The organism is Stenotrophomonas sp. STEN023, from assembly GCF_056760135.1.
Window position 1 is genome coordinate 93,745 of the sequence record NZ_JBRREF010000002.1, and the last position, 18,756, is coordinate 112,500.

Genomic DNA, 18,756 nt, shown 5'->3' on the forward strand with positions numbered 1-18,756 from the left:
GCCCAGGGATCGCACGCGCTCGATGAAGTACCGCCAACGTATCGCCAGCTACCAGCGCCTGCGCGAGCAGCCGCTATGGAAACTGCTGGCCTCCGACCGTGCGCCGGTGCTGGTGGGCCTGTTGCAGGGCCTGCTGCTGGAAGCGGACCGCCGCATCCCCGGTTCCATCCTTGCCGAGCGCCTGCAGCAGCAGCTGGATACGCTCAATGGCGAGGAGCTCGAGGTCGAGCTGCCGCGCACCGCGCCGGCTTACATCGCCTACTGGCTGGCCCAGGGCTGGCTGGTGCGACGCCTGCCTGAAGGCGCGAGCGAGGAGGAGTACGAGCTGTCACGGCACGCCGTGCAGGCCATCCGCTTCATCGCCGGCATCGAGCACAACGCCAGCCTGGCCACCGAAAGCCGGTTGGCGATGGTGATGCAGCAGATCTCGCAGCTGGCGCAGCAGACCGAGGCCGATCCGGAAGCACGGCTGGCCGCACTGAAGGCCGAGCGCGACCGCATCGATGCCGAGATCGCGCAGGTGTCGACCGGCAAGGTCAGTGCGCTGGATGGCAAGCGCGCGCTGGAACGCACCCGCGACGTGATCCGCCTGGCCGATGATCTGGCCGAGGACTTCCGCCGCGTGCGCGATGACTTCGAACAGCTCAACCGCCGCTTCCGCGAACGCATCATCGACGACGAAGGCGCGCGCGGCGACGTGCTTGATCGCCTCTTCAACGGCGTCGATGTGATCGGCGAATCCGATGCCGGGCGCAGCTTCCAGGCCTTCTGGGACCTGCTCAATGATCCGCGTCGCAGCGGTGAACTCGACGCTGCGCTGGACACCGTGCTCAACCGTGGCTTCACCCGCAAGCTGGACCGCAACGAGCGCAACTTCCTGCGCAACTTCACCAGCACCTTGCTGGAACGCGGCGGCCAGGTGCACGAGGTGATGCAGCATTTCGCCCGCAGCCTGCGTGGCTTCGTGCAGAGCCGTGGCTATCTGGAACAGCGCCGGCTAAACCAGCTGCTCAAGCAGGCGCAGGGCCAGGCCCTGCAGCTGCGCGACGAAGTGCGGCCGACCGCGCCCACCGGCTTCGTGTTGCCGCTGTCGTCGGCGCGCATCCGCTCGATCGGCCAATGGCGCCTGCACGACCCGCGCACGCATCAGGTCGACACCTCCATCTATTACGCCGAAGCCGCCGAGATCACCCTCGACAGCGTCGGCGATCTGGTCGCGCAGTCGGAAATCGATGTGCGCACGCTGAAAGACAATCTCTTCATGCTGCTGGGTTCACGCCCGCGCCTGAGCATCTCGCAGGTATTGCGCGAGCGGCCGGCGCGGCAGGGCCTGGGCAGCGTGATCGGCTATCTCTCCATTGGCACCCGCCATGGCAAGGTGATGACCGACCAACTCGAAACCGTGGAATGGACCGGCGGTGATGGCGTGGTGCGACGCGCCCGCGTACCGCTGATCTGGTTCCTCAAGGAAAGACGCGATGAACTGGTCTGAGACCGAAACTGAAATGGAAGCTGCGCCGGCGCCGGCGGCCCCGGTGCTGACCGGTGGGGCCTTGTTCGTCGGCGACAGTGGCCGCCTGCCGGTCGATGCACGCCGCGCGCTGTGCCTGCTGCTGGCCGGCCCCAGCGTCGATGCCCAGCGCCAGCCGGCGCAATGGGCGGCACTGTTGCGCAATGAGGACGAAGTGCGCAGCCTGCTGTGCGAACTGTTCCTGGAACTGGTGCTGGACCGTGACGGCGGCGTCGCCTTCACCCGCCAGTTCGATACCGCCGAACTGGACTCGCCCAACCTGCTGCGCGCCGCACCGCTGACCTTCATCGAGTCGGTGCTGTTGTTGTTCCTGCGCCAGCAGCTGGCCGAGGCCGATACCCGCGGCGAACGCGCGGTGGTGGCCGAGTTCCAGCTGGTGGAAGCGATGAGCATCTACCAGAAGAACGTGTCCACCGACCAGGCCGGTTACGGCAAGCGCGTGGCCGCCGCCATCGCCAAGCTGCGCGAGAACCAGCTGCTGTCCAAGCTGCGCGGCAGCGAGGACCGCTACGAGGTATCGCCGGCGCTGAAACTGCTGTTCTCGGCCGAGGACGTGCAGGTGCTGGTCGAGGCCTACCGCCAGTTGCGCGACGGCGATGCCGTCACCGACGCGGTTGCCGACGAAGAAGAAGCCAGCAGCGACAGCGCCACCGAATGATGCCTGGCACCCACGCCACGCTGACCAGAATGACCACCGCCGCGCTGTGCGTGGCGGCTGAAGGATGAGCCGTATGGAAACCACTTCCCACACCCTGCTTCCCAACGCCGCGTTGTTCAACGACCCGGCCAGCGATGCGCGCGCGAACCAGTTCCGCATGCGCCGCCTGCAGGTGCTCAACTGGGGCACGTTCTCCGGCCTGACCGAAGTGCCGATCGCCGAGCGTGGCTTCTTGTTCGTCGGCCGCTCCGGCTCGGGCAAGTCCACCCTGCTCGACGGCATGAGCGCGCTGCTGACGCCGCCAAGCATCGTCGACTTCAACGCCGCCGCGCGCGAAGCCGAACGCTCCGGCCGCGACCGCTCGCTGGTGTCGTATGTGCGCGGCGCCTGGGCCGACCAGCAGGACAGCGAGTCCGGCGAGATCGCCACCCAGTACCTGCGCAAGGGCGCCACCTGGAGCGCCTTGGCGCTGGAGTACCTCAACGCCCGCGGAGATGCGGTGTCGATCGTGCGCCTGTTCTGGATTGCCGGTGCCGGCACCTCGGCCAATGACGTGCGCAAGCACTACATGGTGATCCCGCGTCGCTTCGACCTGGCCACCGAGATGGAAGGCTTCGACCTGGACCTGCGCAAGCTGCGCGGCCGCCTGGGCGAAGACGTCGGCCACTTCGACAGTTTCACCGGTTATGCCGAGCGCTTCCGCCACTTGCTGGGCATCGGCAATGACATGGCGCTGCGTCTGCTGCACAAGACCCAGTCGGCCAAGAACCTTGGCGACCTCAATGGCTTCCTGCGTGGCTTCATGCTGGAAGAGCCGCGCACCTTCGAAGCCGCCGACCGCCTGGTCGATGACTTCGCCGAGCTCGATGGCGCCCACCACGCCGTGGTCACCGCACGCCGCCAGGTCGAAACGCTGACCCCGGCGCGTGACTTCCACCAGGACCTGATGTCGCTGCGCAAGGGTGTGGCGACGTTGCGTGACCTGCAGATCGGCATCGACGGCTTCCGTGAGGAAAAGCGTCTTGAGCTGGTCAACGAGCGCCTCAAGGAAGTGGAGATGCTCGACCGCGGCCTGATGGGCGAGGAAGGGCAGCGCCGGCAGTCGCTGGATAACCACGAACTGAAACTGGTCGAGCTGGAACGCCAGCAGCGCGAGCAGGGTGGCGAGCGCATCGATGAACTCGAGCGCGAGCGCGTCCGCATCGAACGTGAAGTCGAAGAGCGCAGCCGCCGCCGCAAGCAGCTGGAAGGCGCTTGCCGCCAGCTCGGCATGGCGCTGGCCGATACTGCCAGCGGCTTCTCCGAGCAGGTGGAGCAGGCGCGTGCCTTGATCGACGGCACCAAGTCTGGCGCCGGCACCGTGGACGATGCCATTGCCGAGCGCATGGCCGAACGTCGCGATGATGAAAAGCGTTTCGCTGCACTGCGGGTGGAACTGGAATCGCTGAAGGCCGCGCCGAGTTCGATCCCGGCGCCGCTGCAGCAGCTGCGCGCGCGCCTGTGCGACGACACCGGCCTGTCCGAGTCCGCTTTGCCGTTCGTCGGCGAACTGATCCAGGTGCGCGAGGACCAGATCGGCTGGCGTGGCGCGATCGAGCGCGTGCTGCATGGCTTCGCGCAGTCGCTGCTGGTCGACGAGAAGAACCACCAGCAGGTCGCCGAGTGGGCCAACCGCACCCACCTCGGTACCAAGCTGGTGTATTTCCGCATCCGTGACAACGAGCTGCTGCATTCGCGCGAGCCGGAAAAGCGTTCGCTGATCCACAAGCTGCAGTTGCGTGACCACCCCTACGGCGACTGGGTCTACAACGAACTGCAGCGTCGTTTCGATTACACCTGCGTGGAAAACGCTGGCCAGCTGCGTAACGAAGACCGCGCGATCACCCGCGAAGGCCAGATCAAGCACCCGGGCGACCGCTACGAGAAGGACGATCGCCACGCGGTCAACGATCGCAAGCGCTGGATGCTGGGCCATGACAACCGCGACAAGCGCCGTGTGTTCGAACGCGAAGGCCAGGAGCTGGCGCAGCGCATCGCGCGCAGCGAGGCCGACGTGGCGATGCTGCGCAAGCAGCGCGAAAGCGGGCAGGAAAAGCAGCTGGCTGCGCACTCGTTGATCGAGCGCGACTGGGACGAGATCGATGTCGGCCCGCGCCTGCAGCGCCTGACCGATATCGATGAGCAGTTGGTCGATCTGCGCGAAGGCGACAGCGCCTTGGCCCGCATCGGCCAGCAGATCGAACTGACCCGCGGCCTGCGCGATCAGGGCAAGCGCACCTATGAAGATGTGCGCCTGGAACGCGCGCAGTTCTCACGTGAGCGCGTGCGCCTGGAACAGCAGCGCGACAACGGCCAGTCGCGCGTTTCCAGCGCACCGCTGACCGAGCTGCAGCGCGAAGGTCTGGAATCGCGCTTGCAGATCCTGCCGGGCTTGAACCTGGAAAGTCTGGAGAGCCACTTCCGCGTGATCGAGCGTGGTCTGGCCGAAGAGCTGGGCAGCAGCCAGGGCCGCGACGCCAAGCTGACCCAGCACCTGCTCGACTGCTTCCGCAAATACACCCAGCAATGGCCGGAGGACTCCGGCGACTTCACCGTGTCGCTGACCAGCGCCGACGATTTCCTTGCGCGTTTGACGCGACTGGAAAGCGACGGTTTGCCGCGCCACGAAGGCCGCTTCTTCGAGCTGCTGCAGACCCAGAGCAAGAACAACCTGCTTGCCCTGCAACGCCACACGGCCGAAGCGCACAAGGCGATCAAGCAGCGCATGGACGAGGTCAACGCCTCGCTGGAGCAGGTTGCGTTCAACCGCGGCACCGTGCTGGCCATCGACGTGCACGACCGGCGCCTGCCGGAAGTGCAGGATTTCCAGCTGCAGCTGCGTGCGGTGCTGACCCATCAGCAGACCGAAGACCGCTCGCTGGCCGAATCGCAGTTCAACGTGCTGCGCGAGCTGGTGCGTCGTCTTGGCGCACAGGAGCCTGAGCTGCGCCGCTGGCGCGAGCAGGTGCTCGACGTGCGCCTGCATGTGGAGTTCATCGGCGTTGAGCTGGATGCCGAAACCCGCGAGCAGGTCGAGATCTATCGCAGCGGCGCCGGCAAATCCGGTGGCCAGCGGCAGAAGCTGGCCACGACCTGTCTTGCCGCCGCCTTGCGCTACCAGCTCGGCGGCGAAGATGGCGAGCTGCCGCGTTATGCCGCAGTGGTGCTGGACGAAGCTTTCGACAAGGCCGATAACGAATTCACCGCGCTGGCGATGAACATCTTCGAGAACTTCGGCTTCCAGATGGTGGTGGCAACACCGCTGAAGTCGGTGATGACGCTGGAGCCGTTCATCGGCGGCGCCTGCTTCGTGGAGATCAGCGGCCGCCACGATTCGGGCGTGCTGCTGATCGAGTACGACGACGCAGGCAATCGCCTGAAGCTGCCGGCGCGCGCACGTGGTGCGATGGCGCAGGCCAGCGCGGAGGACGTGGCGGATGTGCCGGTTGCTGTTGAAGCATCGGTTGCTTCCAGCGCAACTGCTGATGCCGAGCTTGAAGCGCCGGTTGCTGAAGCTGCGGCGGAAGCGGAAGCCAAGCCTGTAGTGAAGAAAGCCGCGAAGAAGGCTTCGACCAAGAAGAACATTCCAGCTTGATGGCTTTAAGCTCGCGCTGTCCTCGCGATAACCAGCAGACTAACGTCAGCTGAAGAACTCGCGTCGTCCCCTCTCCCGCTTGCGGGGGAGGGTGCCCCGAAGGGGCGGGTGGGGGGCGCTTTTGACGTTGCTTTGGCTGTCGCATCAAGCCAAAGCCAAAGCACCCCTCCCCAACCCTCCCCTTGGCCTTCGGCCAAAGGGAGGGAGCACAGCCAAGCTCCCTTCGCTGCGCTTGTTACCCTCTGCATATCCAAAAACACCCGCAACGGAGATCAGCATGCATTACGTGGAAATCATCACCGCCCTGGTGGTGCTGCAATACCTGTTCTTCATTGTGTTGGCCGGCCGCGCGCGTGGTCGCTACGGCGTCAAAGCACCCGCGGTCACCGGTCACGAAGGTTTCGAGCGCGTTTACCGCGTGCAGATGAACACCTTGGAGCTGATGGTCGCGCTGCTGCCGTCGATGCTGATCGCCGCACGCTTCTGGCCAGCCGAATGGGTGGCAGGCATTGGCGCGGTGTACCTGGTCGGCCGCTTCATCTACTGGCGCGCCTATGTCGGCAATCCGTCCAGCCGCGGCCTGGGCTTCGGGCTGTCGATGCTGCCGGTGCTGGTACTGCTGCTGATGGCGCTGGCTGGCGCGTTCCTGCGCTGAACAATCCCGCTTTTTTCCGCTTTTGTGGGAGCGGTGTAAACCGCGAAGCTCATGGCCTCGCAGCTGCAGCTTGATCCGCAATTGCATTGCTTGCACGGCCTCTGGCATCGCCAGCTTCGCGGTTTACACCGCTCCCGCAACAACAGTGCTGAAACCAAGGGAGCCTCGCGGCTCCCTTGGTCATTTTTGCCAACTCAGAAATCCATGCTGAGTCTGGCGTAGGTGTAGCGGCCTGGCAGGTCGTAGGTTCCCGGGTCGTAGCCGTTGAGCGTGCAGCTCAGGCAGATCGGCGGGTTCTTGTCGAACACGTTGTTGACGCCGACGCTGAGCTTGACGCCCTTCATCCACGCATCGGTACGCCAGCTGATCTGCGCGTCGTGGTAGGTGGTTGAACCCAGCCAGTGTTGATCGGCAACGCTGTCGGTGCAGATCGCAAAGCCATTCGCACCGGCACAACTCTCGCGCAGACGGTCGATGTAGCGCATCGTCCAGTTCACGTTCCAGTTCTGGTAGTCCCAGTTGGTGGCGAAGGTCGAGCTCCACTCCGGGATCGCACTGTCGCTGACTTCGATGCCCGGTCCCTTCGGCTCGGCTTGGCCGGATTCGTTGATCAGCTCGTAGCGGGTTACCCAGGTCGCCTTCCAGTCAAAGCCAAGCTGGCCCCAGCCGGTTTCCGGCAGCAACCAATGCGCGGTGAAGTCCCAGCCGCTGGTGTTGATGGTGCCGAGGTTGGCGAGGATGTCCTCGAAGCGGACGATCTGGCCACGATCGTTGCGGGTGTAGCTGGCGCAGGCGAAGGCATCGCGGGTGTCGATGCAACGGTCCATGATCGACTGCGCATCCGGTGCCTGGATCGCCTTGTCGATGGTGTGGCGATAGAAGGTCACACCCAGATCCAGCTTGCTCGCCCAGCTGCTGTCCTCAGCCCAGCTCGGGCTCCACACTGCGCCGGCCATGAACGAGCGGCTCTCTTCCGGCTCCAGGTCGCGGTTGCCGGCAGTCACCACCGAGATCTGCGGGTTGGCCTGCTCATAGCCCGGCGGCACACCATCGGCGACGCACTTCGGGGTCGTCGAAGCGGCGTTGTTGCAGGGGTCGACGATGGTGGCGTCGAAGCGGCTCAGCGTGCCGTACAGCTCACCGATGGACGGTGCGCGGAAGCCCTGTGCGAACGACATGCGCAGCAGCAGCTCATCGGCCGGCTGCCAGCGCAGGCCGATCTTGCCGGTGCCGGTGCCGCCGAAGGTGGAGTAGTCCGAGTAGCGGCCGGCAATGCTCAGGTCCAGGCTCTTGCCCCAGAAGCCCTCGCGCGCCAGCGGCACGTCGAATTCCACATAGGCTTCCTTCACCGAGTAGCTGCCGATGGTCACGCCGGACGGTACGCCGTTGTACTCACCGGCGATGGTGATCGGGTCGGGGTGGTATTCGCCCTTGTAGCGACGCCATTCCGCACCAGCGGCGAAGGACAGCGGGCCGGCCCAGATATCGAACAGTTCGCCGGTGATGTTGGCCGAACCGAGCGACAGCGTGTTCTTGCTGCGGTCGCGCACGATCGGCGAGATCCACGCCAGCATCTGCGGGGTGATGGTGCCGGGCCCGCCGAAGATGTCCAGCGGCACGCAGCCGGCAATCGCCGCGCAGGCTGCAGGGTCACCCAGCGCCTGGTTGATGTGCTTGACGTTGTAGCTGCCGGTATTGGTCTGGGTGGCCTTGCTCTCGCTGGACATCACGTTGATGTCCCAGTTCCAGCTGCGCTGGTTGACCTCGAAGATGCCGTCCAGGCCTCCGGCCGCATACCAGGTTTTGACGTCCTGTTCGTAGCGGCGCGGGCCGCCTTCGACCGGGCGTCGGCCGAGCAGGAACAGATTGGGATTGGCCCCCATCGTGGTCAGGTCGAAGCCGAAGGGGTTGTATGGGTTGTTGGCCGAGATCACCAGCTTGGTTTCGGCCCACTCGTTGTAGACGCCGGCATCGGTGCCGAGGAAGAACGGTTCCGGCGCGGCCTGGTTGGCGGACTCGCGCTCGCTGTACAAGCCGCGGAACCAGCCGCTGACGTTGGGGGTGAACTCGAAGCGCACCTGGCCGAACACTGATTTGCGCTCGTTCGGGGTCAGCAGCAGGTTGTTGGGCGCGAAGTTGTAGCGATCCGCGGTGGTGAAGCAGTGATAGTCATCGGTGCGGGTACAGCCGGTCTGGCTGGGATCGAACACCGGGCTGGTAACGCCGGTATTGGAAGTGATGTTGTAGGTGTTGCCACTGGGGTCGGCGAACACCAGGCGTCCCTGCGGCGTGGCCGAGCTGCCGTTGGCGAGGCCGGTACCGGGCACCGGCACCGTCGCCCATTCGTACTCCCTTGAGGAGATCTCCTTCTGCTTGAACCACGACGCACCAACAATCCACTGCGCGCGTTCACTGCTGCCGCCAAAGCTCAGGTCGATGCTGCTGGTGTCGCCACCCTTGAGGTTGTAGTCGCCGTACTGCACCTCGACGTGGCCGCCTTCGGCGCCTTTCTTGGTGATGATGTTGACCACGCCGGCAATGGCATCGGAACCGTAGATCGAGGAGGCACCGTCTTCCAGCACTTCGATGCGATCGACGATTGCCAGTGGAATGGTGTTCAAGTCCACCGACGAGCCCACACCCGAGCCGGAGGACTCATTGACCCAGCGGATGCCGTCCACCAGCACCAGTACGCGCTTGGGCCCGAGATGGCGCAGGTCCACTGTCGCCGCACCGGCGCCGACACCGCCGCCATCGGGCGGGAAGCCGAAGTTGCCGCTGGAGTTGAGCTTGGTGCTCAGCGACGCGCCGCTGGCGGTGAGGTGCTGGACCACGTCGGCGACCGAGCTGTAGCCGGTGCGTTCGATGGCTTCGCGGCTGAGTACCTGTACCGGAACCTGGGTTTCCAGCTCGGCTTTCTTGATGCGGGTACCCGTGACTTGAATGCTGTCCAGGGTCTTGGGGGTACTGTCTGGCGCCTGTTGCGCGAAGGCCGCGCCGGGCAGCAGACACAACAATGACAAGCGGACAGCGCAGCTCAGGCGGCGCGGGCGTAGCGGTAACAACGTCATCGGAATGCTCCTGGTGATTGCCGGACTACGTGCCCGCCACCATGACGGGCGTAGCCGATTTGTAAGCAATTCGTTAGGCGCAAACAAGCAGAGCCGTCTCAACGCGAACCTGAATCCGCGTAATGGAACCGCCGTTACATCAGTTCATCGTGATGAATAGCCACCATCGACCAAGTGGTAGCTCCCGGTAATGAACGAGGCTTTGTCCGACAGCAGGAAGCAGGTCAACGCCGCTACTTCCTCGGCCTTGCCCAAGCGTCCGGCCGGGTGCAGCGCCACCAGTCCGGCGTAGGCGCGGTCGTCCATGTCCTGAAGCAGCGGTGTATCGATGAAACCCGGGCCCACTGCATTGATCCGCAGCCCGCGCGCGGAGTACTCCAGCGCTGCGCTCTTGGTCATGCCGATCAACGCGTGCTTGGCTGCCACGTAAGCTGCCGCGCCGGCCCAGCCATTGCTGCCCAGGATCGAGGCCATGTTGACCACCGCACCGCCGCCGCTGGCGAGGATCGCCGGGATCTCGTACTTCATCGAATAGAACACGCCGTGCAGGTTGACCCCAAGTACGCGGTGCCATTCTTCCAGCGGGTAATCGGCGGTCTGCAGGCTGGCGCCGCTGATGCCGGCATTGTTGACCGCCAGATGCAGGCCGCCGAAGCGTTCGTTGCAGGCGTTGACCATCAGCCGCACTGCATCCGGATCGCTGACATCCACCTGCAGTGCCTGTACCCGCTCGCCCAGCGACAGCGCGACCGCAGTTGCGGCATCGCCGTCGATATCGGCGGCCAATACGCTTGCACCGCGTGCGGCCAGCTGCCGTACTACTGCCTCACCGATGCCGGAGGCGGCGCCGGTAACCAGCGCAATGCGGCCGGTAAAATCGTGTTGCATGGGACGTTTCCACAACTGCGGTCATTCCGCATGTGGCCAGCGTCCCGCGTTTGCCTTGCAGGCGCATTGCGCGGGATCAATCCGGTGTGGTGGCGGATTCGTGTTTTTCGGACGGCGGCCGCGCTGCATGCTGGCCCGGATACGTGTGCAATGGCACGAACGCGCTCAGGTCATTGGCGCGCATCGGGCGGGCGAAGAAATAGCCCTGCCCGTACAGCACGCCCCTGCTGCGGAAGAAGTCGGCCTGCTCCTGGCTCTCGATGCCCTCCACCAGCGTCTGCATGCCCAGGCTGGATGCCAGCTCGATGATATGGGTGGCGACCTGGCTGGTGACCGCTTCGGTGCAGGCGGTGGAAGTGAAGCTCTTGTCCACCTTGAGGATGTCGAATGGATAGGTGGTCAGATAGGCGAGGCTGGAATAGCCGGTGCCGAAGTCGTCGATGGCGATCTCGATGCCCAGCGCGTGGATCGCCGCCACCACATCCTGCGCGCTGGTTTCCTCCAACAGGCCGCGTTCGGTGGCTTCCACCACGAACTGGCCGTTGCCTGTACCGATGGCCCGCTGCATATCCGCCAGCAGTTGCGGGGTGTCCATCGATTGCAGGTCCCGCGGCGACAGGTTCACGCCGAGGCGGAAGCGCGGGTACTGGCGAAAGAAGCCGCTCAGGTCCTGCACCACCAGCTCCAATACCCGGCGGGTGACCAGTTGGATCAGCCCGGCATCCTCGGCAAAGGGAATGAAGCGGTCGGGCGGAACCACGGTGCCGTCTTCGTGCTCCCAGCGCAGCAGCGCCTCGGCGCCGATGCAGGTGTCGTCCTGCAGGCAGAACACCGGCTGGTACACCAGGAAGAAGTGGCCCTTGTTGATGGCACGCAACAGCTCGGCACGGGTCGACCATTGCCGGCGGATCATCACCAGCGCCATGCCCAGCACCGCCAGCCCGGCGACGATGCCGATCGGGATGAACCAATGGGCGAACTGGGCCATGCGCGTATCAATCGTGGCCAGTGGCGTGGCCACGATCACCCCGGTGCCACCGGGGCGCAGTACGCGGCGCACCACCAGGTAGCCAGCCTCGGCATCGGTGAAGTGGCCGTCGTGGTTCTTGTCCGCCGTGGTCGTGGTCCAGCGCGGCAGCAAGGTGCCCTGACGCGCGGCATAGCGGCCGTCCATGCTGTTGAACAGGCCAAGTGACAGATCGGGGCGGGCAAACGGGGAGATCAGCCCATCCGGGTAGACCAGCAGGGCGTAGCCATCCTTCTCCAGTATCACGTACTCGTGCCCGGGCAGACCCGGCACCTGTACCTGGGTGTAGACCAGCACGCCGTCCGCTGCACGCAACGGGTTGGGTGGCAGCGCGATCTGCTGCATCAGTGCACCGCCGGAGGAACAGACCACCTTGCCGTCCTGCAGGTACAGGGTGCTTTTGACGATGTGCGAGCTGATGCCGAAACGCTGCATGCGCAGCAGCCCGGCCGGGCTGCAGGGGGCATCGCCGCTGCTGCGCATCTCCGCACTCAGGCGCTCGATCACGCCGATGGTGCCGGCGACCTCGCGGCGAATGCTCGTGGAGACGTCATCGAGCAACACGTACTTTTCGCGGATGGCCTGTTTGCGCGCCTGGTGCAGTGAATACAGCACCGGCACACAGGCGAGTATCGCTGCGGCGAGCAGCAGCAACGCAGCGATTCGATAACGTTTGCTCATGGATGCGCCATCCCCGGTTGGCTTCTTACTGCACCACTATGTGATGTACGTCAAGAATTTCCAGTGGCCGAAGTTTAGCTATGTGCAGGGCAGCTTCACGCCGCGCTGAACGTATCCCAGGCCATGCGTGCGATCAGCACCACCACCAGCACCACAAAAAGCTTGCGAATCAATGGGGTGCCGCCACGCAGGGCGAGCCGGGTGCCGGTCACCGCGCCCAGCACGTTGGCCGCCGCCATCGGCACCGCAAACGCCAACAGCACGTTGCCGCTGGGCACGAAGAACGACAATGCCGCGACATTGGTTGCCAGGTTGACCACCTTGGAGGCGGCCGAGGCGCGCAGGAAGTCCAGCCCGAAGAAGCGCACGAACAGGAAGATCAGGAAGCTGCCGGTGCCCGGCCCGAAGAAGCCATCGTAGAAACCGATAACCCCGCCCATTGCCAGCGCGATCAGCAATTCGCGGCGGCCAACCTCGCGCGGCCGGTGCAGTGCGCCGAAATCCTTCTTGGCCAGCGTATAGCCCAGCATCACGATCAGCAGGGTCAGCACCAAGGGCCGCACCGCCTCCTTGGACAGCAGGGTCACTGCGGTTGCACCGAGGAAGGAGAACGCAAACGCCGCGGCGGCCGCCAGCAATACCGGCCGCCATGGGAAACGCACCGCGCGCGCATAGCGCAGCGCCGAGGCACCGGTGCCGAATACCGAGCTGAACTTGTTGGTGCCGAGCAAGGCTGCTGGCGTCTGCTGCGGCAGCGCAGTGAACAAACCGGGCAGCTGGATCAAGCCACCACCGCCGACTGCCGCGTCCACCAGCCCCGCGATGAAGGCAATGACCAGCAGCCACGGCAATTCGGGTGGAATCAACTCCAGCATGGCAACTCCGGCGCAGGGCGCGACAGCATACGCTCAGCGCAGCGGCGAATCGCTTGGAACCGTGGACTGCGTGGATGAAAATGCGCGGATGCAGATATCTCCCACATCTTCCTGTCCCTGCGGCCGGGACCAGACCTACGCCGGCTGCTGTGGCCGCTACCACGCCGGCCAGGCCGCACCGGATGCCGAGTCGCTGATGCGTTCGCGCTACAGCGCCTATGTGATCAAGGACGTCGATTACCTGCTCGCCAGCTGGCACCCGGACACCCGTCCGGCAACGCTGTCGCTGGACGATGCCCCGGGCCAGCGCACGCAATGGCTGGGCCTGAGCGTGCAGCGTCATGCAGTCACCGGCGAAGACACCGCAGAAGTCGAGTTCACCGCCCGCTACCGCGTAGGCGGCGGCAGCGCGGTAAAGATGGTCGAGCACAGCCGTTTCCAACGCATCGACGGCCGCTGGTATTACCTCGACGCCGCCGGCACCTAGCCCCCTACCTTGTGCGCAGCGCAGGGGAAGGCAGATAGCAGGAATCCATAGGTAGAGCCGAGCCACGCTCGGCTGGGGCTTTGCCGGTGAAGCCTCTGCCGAGCATGGCTCGGCACTACGCTTCCGCTCCCTCCCTTGCGCGCAGCGCAGGGGAGGGCTGGGGAGGGGTGCCATTGGCTCTTCGCAGCCCTCAACCATCCCCAGCATCGCGGCTCACGCCGCTCCCACAACCAAGCAGAACCAACCGCAACCACACACCCACACCGCTTATCATCAAGCTCCAGTGCAAGGAGCGTATGGATGAACCCGATCAACCTGCTGCGTGCAGGCACCACGCTGGCCGCGCTCACGCTGGCCTTCTCAGCCAACGCCGCGATCACCGACTTCGGCAGCTGCGGTGCCTCGCTCAAGACCGCCGCCGTCGCCCAGGGCATCAACGGCGAGAAGTTCGATCAGGTTTTCAGCAGCATCACTCCCGATCTGAGCGTGTTGCCGCTGCTCGATGCGCAGCCTGAATTCACCACCCCCATATGGGATTACCTGGCCTCGCTGGTCGACAGCCGCCGCATCGCCGATGGCCGCGCGCTGCTCAGCCAGCACCGCGTGCTGCTGGATCAGGTCAGCGCCCAATATGGCGTTGATCCGGCCACCATCGTCGCGGTCTGGGGTGTGGAGAGCGATTACGGCCGCGTGTTCGGCAAGCGCCCGTTGTTGCAGTCCCTCGCCACCCTGTCCTGCAACGGCCGCCGCCAGCCCTTCTTCAAGGGCGAACTGCTGGCCCTGCTCAAGCTGATCGACAAGGGCGACTTGAACCCGACTGGCCTGACCGGCTCCTGGGCCGGCGCCTTCGGCCACACCCAGTTCATGCCGTCGACGTATGCCCGCATTGCCGTGGACGGCGACGGCGATGGCCGCCGTGATCTGGTCGCCAGCATCCCTGACGCGCTGGCCTCCACCGCCAACTATCTCAAGCAGTCCGGTTGGCGCACCGGCCAGCCGTGGGGCGTGGAAGTCCGCATCCCGGCCAATTTCAACGCCGCGCTCGCTGGCCGCACCAAGCGCAAGCCATTGGCGGACTGGCGCGCGCTGGGCATCACCCTGGCGGACGGCAAACCGCTGCAGGCGTCGGCTATCGCCGACGACAGCAATGCCGCTTTGCTGCTGCCGGCCGGTGCCAAGGGCCCGGCCTTGCTGGTGTTCCGTAACTACGACGCGATCTACTCCTACAACGCCGCCGAGAGTTACGCGCTGGCGATCGCCACCTTGGCCGACCGCCTACGCGGCGGCACCGGTCTGAGCGCGGCCTGGCCTACCGATGATCCAGGTATCGGCCGCGATGAGCGTCGTGAACTGCAGACCTTGCTGCTCGCACGTGGCCACGATATCGGCAGCGCCGACGGCATGGTCGGCACCGCCACCCGCCGCGCCATCCAGGTGGAACAGCAGCGCCTCGGCTGGAAGGATGCCGATGGCCGCGCCGGCAGCCGCATCCTGCAGGCGCTGCGCAGCGCCAAGCCGGCGCAGCCAACGGCGTTCCAGCTGCCGCCCAACTACCAGCAACTTGTCCAATCACCGATCGTACGGAGCAGCGTTTCAATGAAGGATGTGCAGGGCCTGAGCACAGGCGACTTCAAGGGCTTCACCGCCTGGAAGGTGGAAACCCCGTTCTCCACCGCGGCCATCAGCGTGTTCGGTGGGCAGTTGCTGTCCTTCGTGCCCAATGGCGGCCAGGACGTGATGTGGCTTTCGCCCAGCGCCAAGCAACCGCCCACGCCCATCCGTGGTGGTGCGCCGGTGTGCTGGCCGTACTTCTCGCGGCAAGGGCAGGGCAACGACGTGCCTGCGCATGGTTTCGTGCGCACTGTCGCCTGGGAGCTGCGCGACGCCCGTCGCGAAGCCGATGGCAGCATGGTGGTGACCCTTGCACCGCCGCCGATGGACAACCTCGGGCTGCGCCTGCAGATGGTGGTGCGCATCGGCCGCACCCTGGAGCAGGAGCTGATCACCGAGAACACCGGCAGCCAGGCGACCAGCTTCACCCAGGCCCTGCACAACTACTTCAACGTCAGCGATGCCTTGAAAGTGGATGTCACCGGACTGGATGGGCTCACCTACCTGGACAAGCTCGACAGCGGCAACGCCCACGTGCAGAAGGGCGACTGGAACCTGCGCGACCCGCGCGATCCGGGCCGCAGCGACCGCCTCTACACCCAGGCCGGTGGCCATTACGTGCTGCGCGACCCGGGTTTCAAGCGGGCCATCGACATCAGCACCAGCGGCAGCCGCACCGCCGTGGTCTGGAATGCCGGCGAAGCCGGTGCTGCAAAGATGGACGACATCGGTGCAGCGTGGCGCAACTACGTCTGCGTGGAGGCTGCCAATGCCGGCCCTGACGTGATCGAACTGGCTCCCGGCGGACGCCACACACTCAAGCAGGTATTCGAGGTCAAACCACTTTGAGTGAAATCCCGTTGTGAGGCGTACGCGCGCGGACTAGTGTCAATCCCGCTGCCATGAGGGCAGTAGTTGTTCCATCAAGGAAGAAAGCATGCCGAATACCCAGTGGTATTACACCGACGCCCAGCACGAGCGGCAGGGTCCATTCGCCACCGCGCAGATGAAGCAGCTGTTTGCCGAGGGTGGGCTGGCGCCGTCGGCGCTGGTATGGCGTGCGGGCATGGAGCAATGGCAGCCAGTGCAGGACTTCGCGCTGGAACTGGCCTGGCCGGAGCCGGCGGGAGGCAATCCTTACGCCGCATCGGCCAGCGGCATCACCGCGCCAGCGCTTGAGTTGGACGATAAGTTGAAGCCCTACGCCGACTTTGTCGGCAACAACTTCGACAAGTATCGGAAGAAATGGCGTTTGGATGAGAGGCAGCCCAATGGCAATGGCACCTGGCATTGGCCAGCGTTTTTTTTCGGCGTGATGTGGATGCTCTATCGCAAGATGTATGGGCTCGCTGCGATGTGGGCAGGCGGATCCATGGCGCTTGCAACGGTGTTGGCTCTGCTGGGCGTCCCGGATGTCGTCGGATCCAGCACTAACATCGGCATAGCTGCGGTTGCAGGTGCTTTGGGTAATACGTTCTACCTGAAGCATGTGCAGAAGGAGATCCAGCAGGCGACGGCTGCCAATACTGGCGGTGCGCATGCTTTACGGGCGCAGTTGCGACTGCGCGGTGGCACCAATGGTGCCGCCGTGGTGATTGGCATTGTTGTTTTGGTGGGTATCAATCTATTGATTGCAGCCGCGATTGCATGATGTCTCTCAGTGCCCGCCCTTCGCGGGCAGGCACTGGCCTTCAAGCAGGATGGTGCTGCAGCAAGCTTTAGCTTGTGTCAGCGCAGCGGCGCAGGTCGGCGCAGCACCAGCAAGGTGATCACACCGGCCACCAAGCCCCAGAACGCAGAGCCAATACCCGCCATCGACAATCCCGATGCCGTCACCAGGAAGGTCACCAGCGCTGGCTCGCGCTCGGCCTCTTCCTTCAGCGCCACCGCCAGACTGTTGCCGATGGTGCCGAGCAGGGCGATGCCGGCCAGCGTCGCAATCAGCTCCTTGGGGAACGCCGCGAACACCGCCGCCACCGTTGCCCCGAACAAGCCGATCACGATATAGAACACGCCAGCACTCACTGCCGCGGTGTAGCGCCGCGCCGGGTCCTCGTGCACATCGCGGCCCATGCAGATCGCCGCGGTGATCGCCGCCAGGTTCAAGGCATAGCCACCGAATGGTGCCAGGGCGGTATTGACCACGCCGATCCAACCGATCACCGGCGATATCGGCGCGTCATAGCCAGAGGCCTTCAACACCGCCACGCCCGGCACGTTCTGCGAGGCCATGGTGACGATGAACAAGGGCAGGGCGATGCCGAACAGCGCCGCCCACGACAGCGTCGGCATGGTGAACACCGGCAGCGCCATCTGCAGCTGCACCTGTTCCATATGCATCAACCCCTTGCCACTGGCGATCGCCACCCCCACCAGCAAGGTCGCAATCACCGCATAGCGCGGTAGCCAGCGCCGGCCCAGCAGGTAGGTGGCAAACATCAGCAGTACCAACAACGGCTGGGTGTTCACCGATACGAAGACATCCAGGCCAAAGCGCAGCAGCACACCGGCCAACATGCCCGAGGCCAGCGACACCGGAATCCGCCGCATCGCCTTCTCGAACACCCCCGAGAAACCGGCCACCGTGCCCAGCAACGCGGCCAGCACGAACGCACCGATCGCATCGGACAGCGGCAGCGTGGTCGCCCCGACCACCAGCATCGCCGCGCCCGGGGTCGACCAGGCTGTCACCACCGGCACCCGATAGCGCAGCGACAGACCAATACAGGTCACACCCATGCCGATGCCCAACGCCCACATCCACGACGCAATCTCGGCCTGCCCGGCACCAACGGCTTGCGCGGCCTGGAACACGATCACCGCCGAACTGGCAAAGCCCACCAGCACCGTAATGAAGCCGGCAACCACCGCAGGCAACGAGAGATCACGAAAGAACGAACGCGGAGCCGGATTGGTCATCTATATAGAGGGGTGCGACGGATCAACCCGCATTGTGGCCCAGCAAGCCGCTCTACGGTCCCAGACAAAGGTAGGCGGAGTAATAGCCCCTCTCCCGTTTACGGGGTGAGAGGGGCAGCTTGCGAACCATTGGTTCGCTGCCCATCGAACGCCCTTGCGCCAGCGTAAGGGCCGGGGCGCGGAGCGGGGGTTGGGGTGAGGGCAGCTCTTAGCACTGCCATGTAGCAGCTCAGTACCGGACCAGTCGTCCAGCAAGCACCAGAACAGCAAGTCGACAGCGAACTCGTCCAAGCTCCTGATCTGCGCTTGGGAGCGCGTGCAAAGAGGCACAAAGAGCAAAACCCAACCCCGGCACCCCCGGCACTTTGCCAACTCTGGCCCCAATCCCCGATTTGCCGCTCTGCAACAAAAAGTGATTGCGATTTTCACAAAGATGTCTAGAATCCACCTCCTCGCTTCACGGCGCCGATCACAGCAGTGACCGACACCAAGAAGCGACGTCACCAGCCTCGAAACAGGGTGTTGACGGAAACAAAAAGCCTGCCATAATAGGCGGCTCGCTTCGACGAAAAGCCTTCGGGCCAGCGCTGAAGCCGCCAAGTCAACAGCCTCTCAAAAGGTGTTGACGAAGCAGAAAAGCCGCCATATAATGGGCGGCTCGCTACGACGGAAACGTCGCAGCCTACGAAGAAGGCGCTGAGGCCCGATTCGAAGTTCTT

12 protein-coding genes and 1 pseudogene (1 of these 13 only partly in view) are annotated in these 18,756 nt (G+C 64.7%); 7 read left to right on the plus strand and 6 right to left on the minus strand.

Translation table 11 applies throughout. The annotated features are described in order from the left end of the window. The first annotated feature begins 22 nt into the window (after positions 1 to 22). From ACVOLV_RS00905 to ACVOLV_RS00920, 4 genes and pseudogenes are all read left to right on the plus strand, one after another. Entirely contained in the window at positions 23 to 1,492 is a 1,470-nt protein-coding gene (locus ACVOLV_RS00905; protein ID WP_481552740.1) for a DUF3375 domain-containing protein, read from the plus strand. Next, positions 1,479 to 2,189 (plus strand): DUF4194 domain-containing protein, encoded by a 711-nt coding sequence (locus tag ACVOLV_RS00910; RefSeq protein ID WP_481552741.1) that lies wholly within the window; start codon positions 1,479 to 1,481, stop codon positions 2,187 to 2,189. Before ACVOLV_RS00905 ends, ACVOLV_RS00910 begins: the two co-directional genes overlap by 14 nt. Before the next feature lie 73 nt (positions 2,190 to 2,262). Next, positions 2,263 to 5,808, plus strand: a pseudogene (locus ACVOLV_RS00915) (ATP-binding protein); the annotation flags it as partial. Positions 5,809 to 6,100: 292 nt separating this feature from the next. Beyond that, positions 6,101 to 6,478 (plus strand): MAPEG family protein, encoded by a 378-nt coding sequence (locus ACVOLV_RS00920; protein ID WP_303748096.1) that lies wholly within the window; start codon positions 6,101 to 6,103, stop codon positions 6,476 to 6,478. 194 nt (positions 6,479 to 6,672) lie between these two features. Here the strand turns inward: ACVOLV_RS00920 and ACVOLV_RS00925 are convergent, their stop codons facing one another. The 4 genes from ACVOLV_RS00925 to ACVOLV_RS00940 all read right to left on the minus strand — a co-directional run bounded on the left by ACVOLV_RS00925 (position 6,673) and on the right by ACVOLV_RS00940 (position 13,020). Continuing rightward, positions 6,673 to 9,549 carry a TonB-dependent receptor gene (locus tag ACVOLV_RS00925; RefSeq protein ID WP_481552742.1) on the minus strand — a complete coding sequence of 959 codons (2,877 nt, stop codon included), beginning with the start codon at positions 9,547 to 9,549 and terminating at the stop codon, positions 6,673 to 6,675. A 144-nt stretch (positions 9,550 to 9,693) separates the two neighbouring features. Continuing rightward, positions 9,694 to 10,437 (minus strand): SDR family NAD(P)-dependent oxidoreductase, encoded by a 744-nt coding sequence (locus tag ACVOLV_RS00930; RefSeq protein ID WP_481552743.1) that lies wholly within the window; start codon positions 10,435 to 10,437, stop codon positions 9,694 to 9,696. A gap of 76 nt (positions 10,438 to 10,513) precedes the next feature. Then, positions 10,514 to 12,145, minus strand: a complete 1,632-nt coding sequence (locus tag ACVOLV_RS00935; protein ID WP_481552744.1) for an EAL domain-containing protein — start codon at positions 12,143 to 12,145, stop codon at positions 10,514 to 10,516. Positions 12,146 to 12,240: 95 nt separating this feature from the next. Then, on the minus strand, positions 12,241 to 13,020 hold the full coding sequence (locus tag ACVOLV_RS00940; protein WP_481552745.1) for a sulfite exporter TauE/SafE family protein: 780 nt from the start codon (positions 13,018 to 13,020) through the stop codon (positions 12,241 to 12,243). Positions 13,021 to 13,108: 88 nt separating this feature from the next. On the opposite strand from ACVOLV_RS00940, the gene ACVOLV_RS00945 reads away from it, so the two are divergent. The 3 genes from ACVOLV_RS00945 to ACVOLV_RS00955 all read left to right on the plus strand — a co-directional run bounded on the left by ACVOLV_RS00945 (position 13,109) and on the right by ACVOLV_RS00955 (position 16,769). Next, positions 13,109 to 13,507 (plus strand): YchJ family metal-binding protein, encoded by a 399-nt coding sequence (locus ACVOLV_RS00945; protein ID WP_481552752.1) that lies wholly within the window; start codon positions 13,109 to 13,111, stop codon positions 13,505 to 13,507. Positions 13,508 to 13,807: 300 nt separating this feature from the next. Then, a complete protein-coding gene (locus tag ACVOLV_RS00950; protein WP_481552746.1) occupies positions 13,808 to 15,967 on the plus strand; it encodes a lytic murein transglycosylase in 2,160 nt (719 codons plus the stop codon). An 88-nt stretch (positions 15,968 to 16,055) separates the two neighbouring features. Further along, complete coding sequence (locus ACVOLV_RS00955; RefSeq protein ID WP_481552747.1) at positions 16,056 to 16,769, plus strand: GYF domain-containing protein; 714 nt, start codon at positions 16,056 to 16,058, stop codon at positions 16,767 to 16,769. A gap of 77 nt (positions 16,770 to 16,846) precedes the next feature. On the opposite strand, the gene ACVOLV_RS00960 is transcribed toward ACVOLV_RS00955, so the two are convergent. Both ACVOLV_RS00960 and ACVOLV_RS00965 read right to left on the minus strand, forming a co-directional pair. After that, positions 16,847 to 18,037, minus strand: a complete 1,191-nt coding sequence (locus tag ACVOLV_RS00960; protein WP_481552748.1) for a benzoate/H(+) symporter BenE family transporter — start codon at positions 18,035 to 18,037, stop codon at positions 16,847 to 16,849. 500 nt (positions 18,038 to 18,537) lie between these two features. Beyond that, positions 18,538 to 18,756 carry the 3' portion of a hypothetical protein gene (locus ACVOLV_RS00965; protein WP_481552749.1) on the minus strand. Its footprint extends 156 nt past the window's final position, so only the last 219 of its 375 coding nucleotides appear in the window; its start codon lies beyond the right edge, outside the window; it ends in the stop codon at positions 18,538 to 18,540.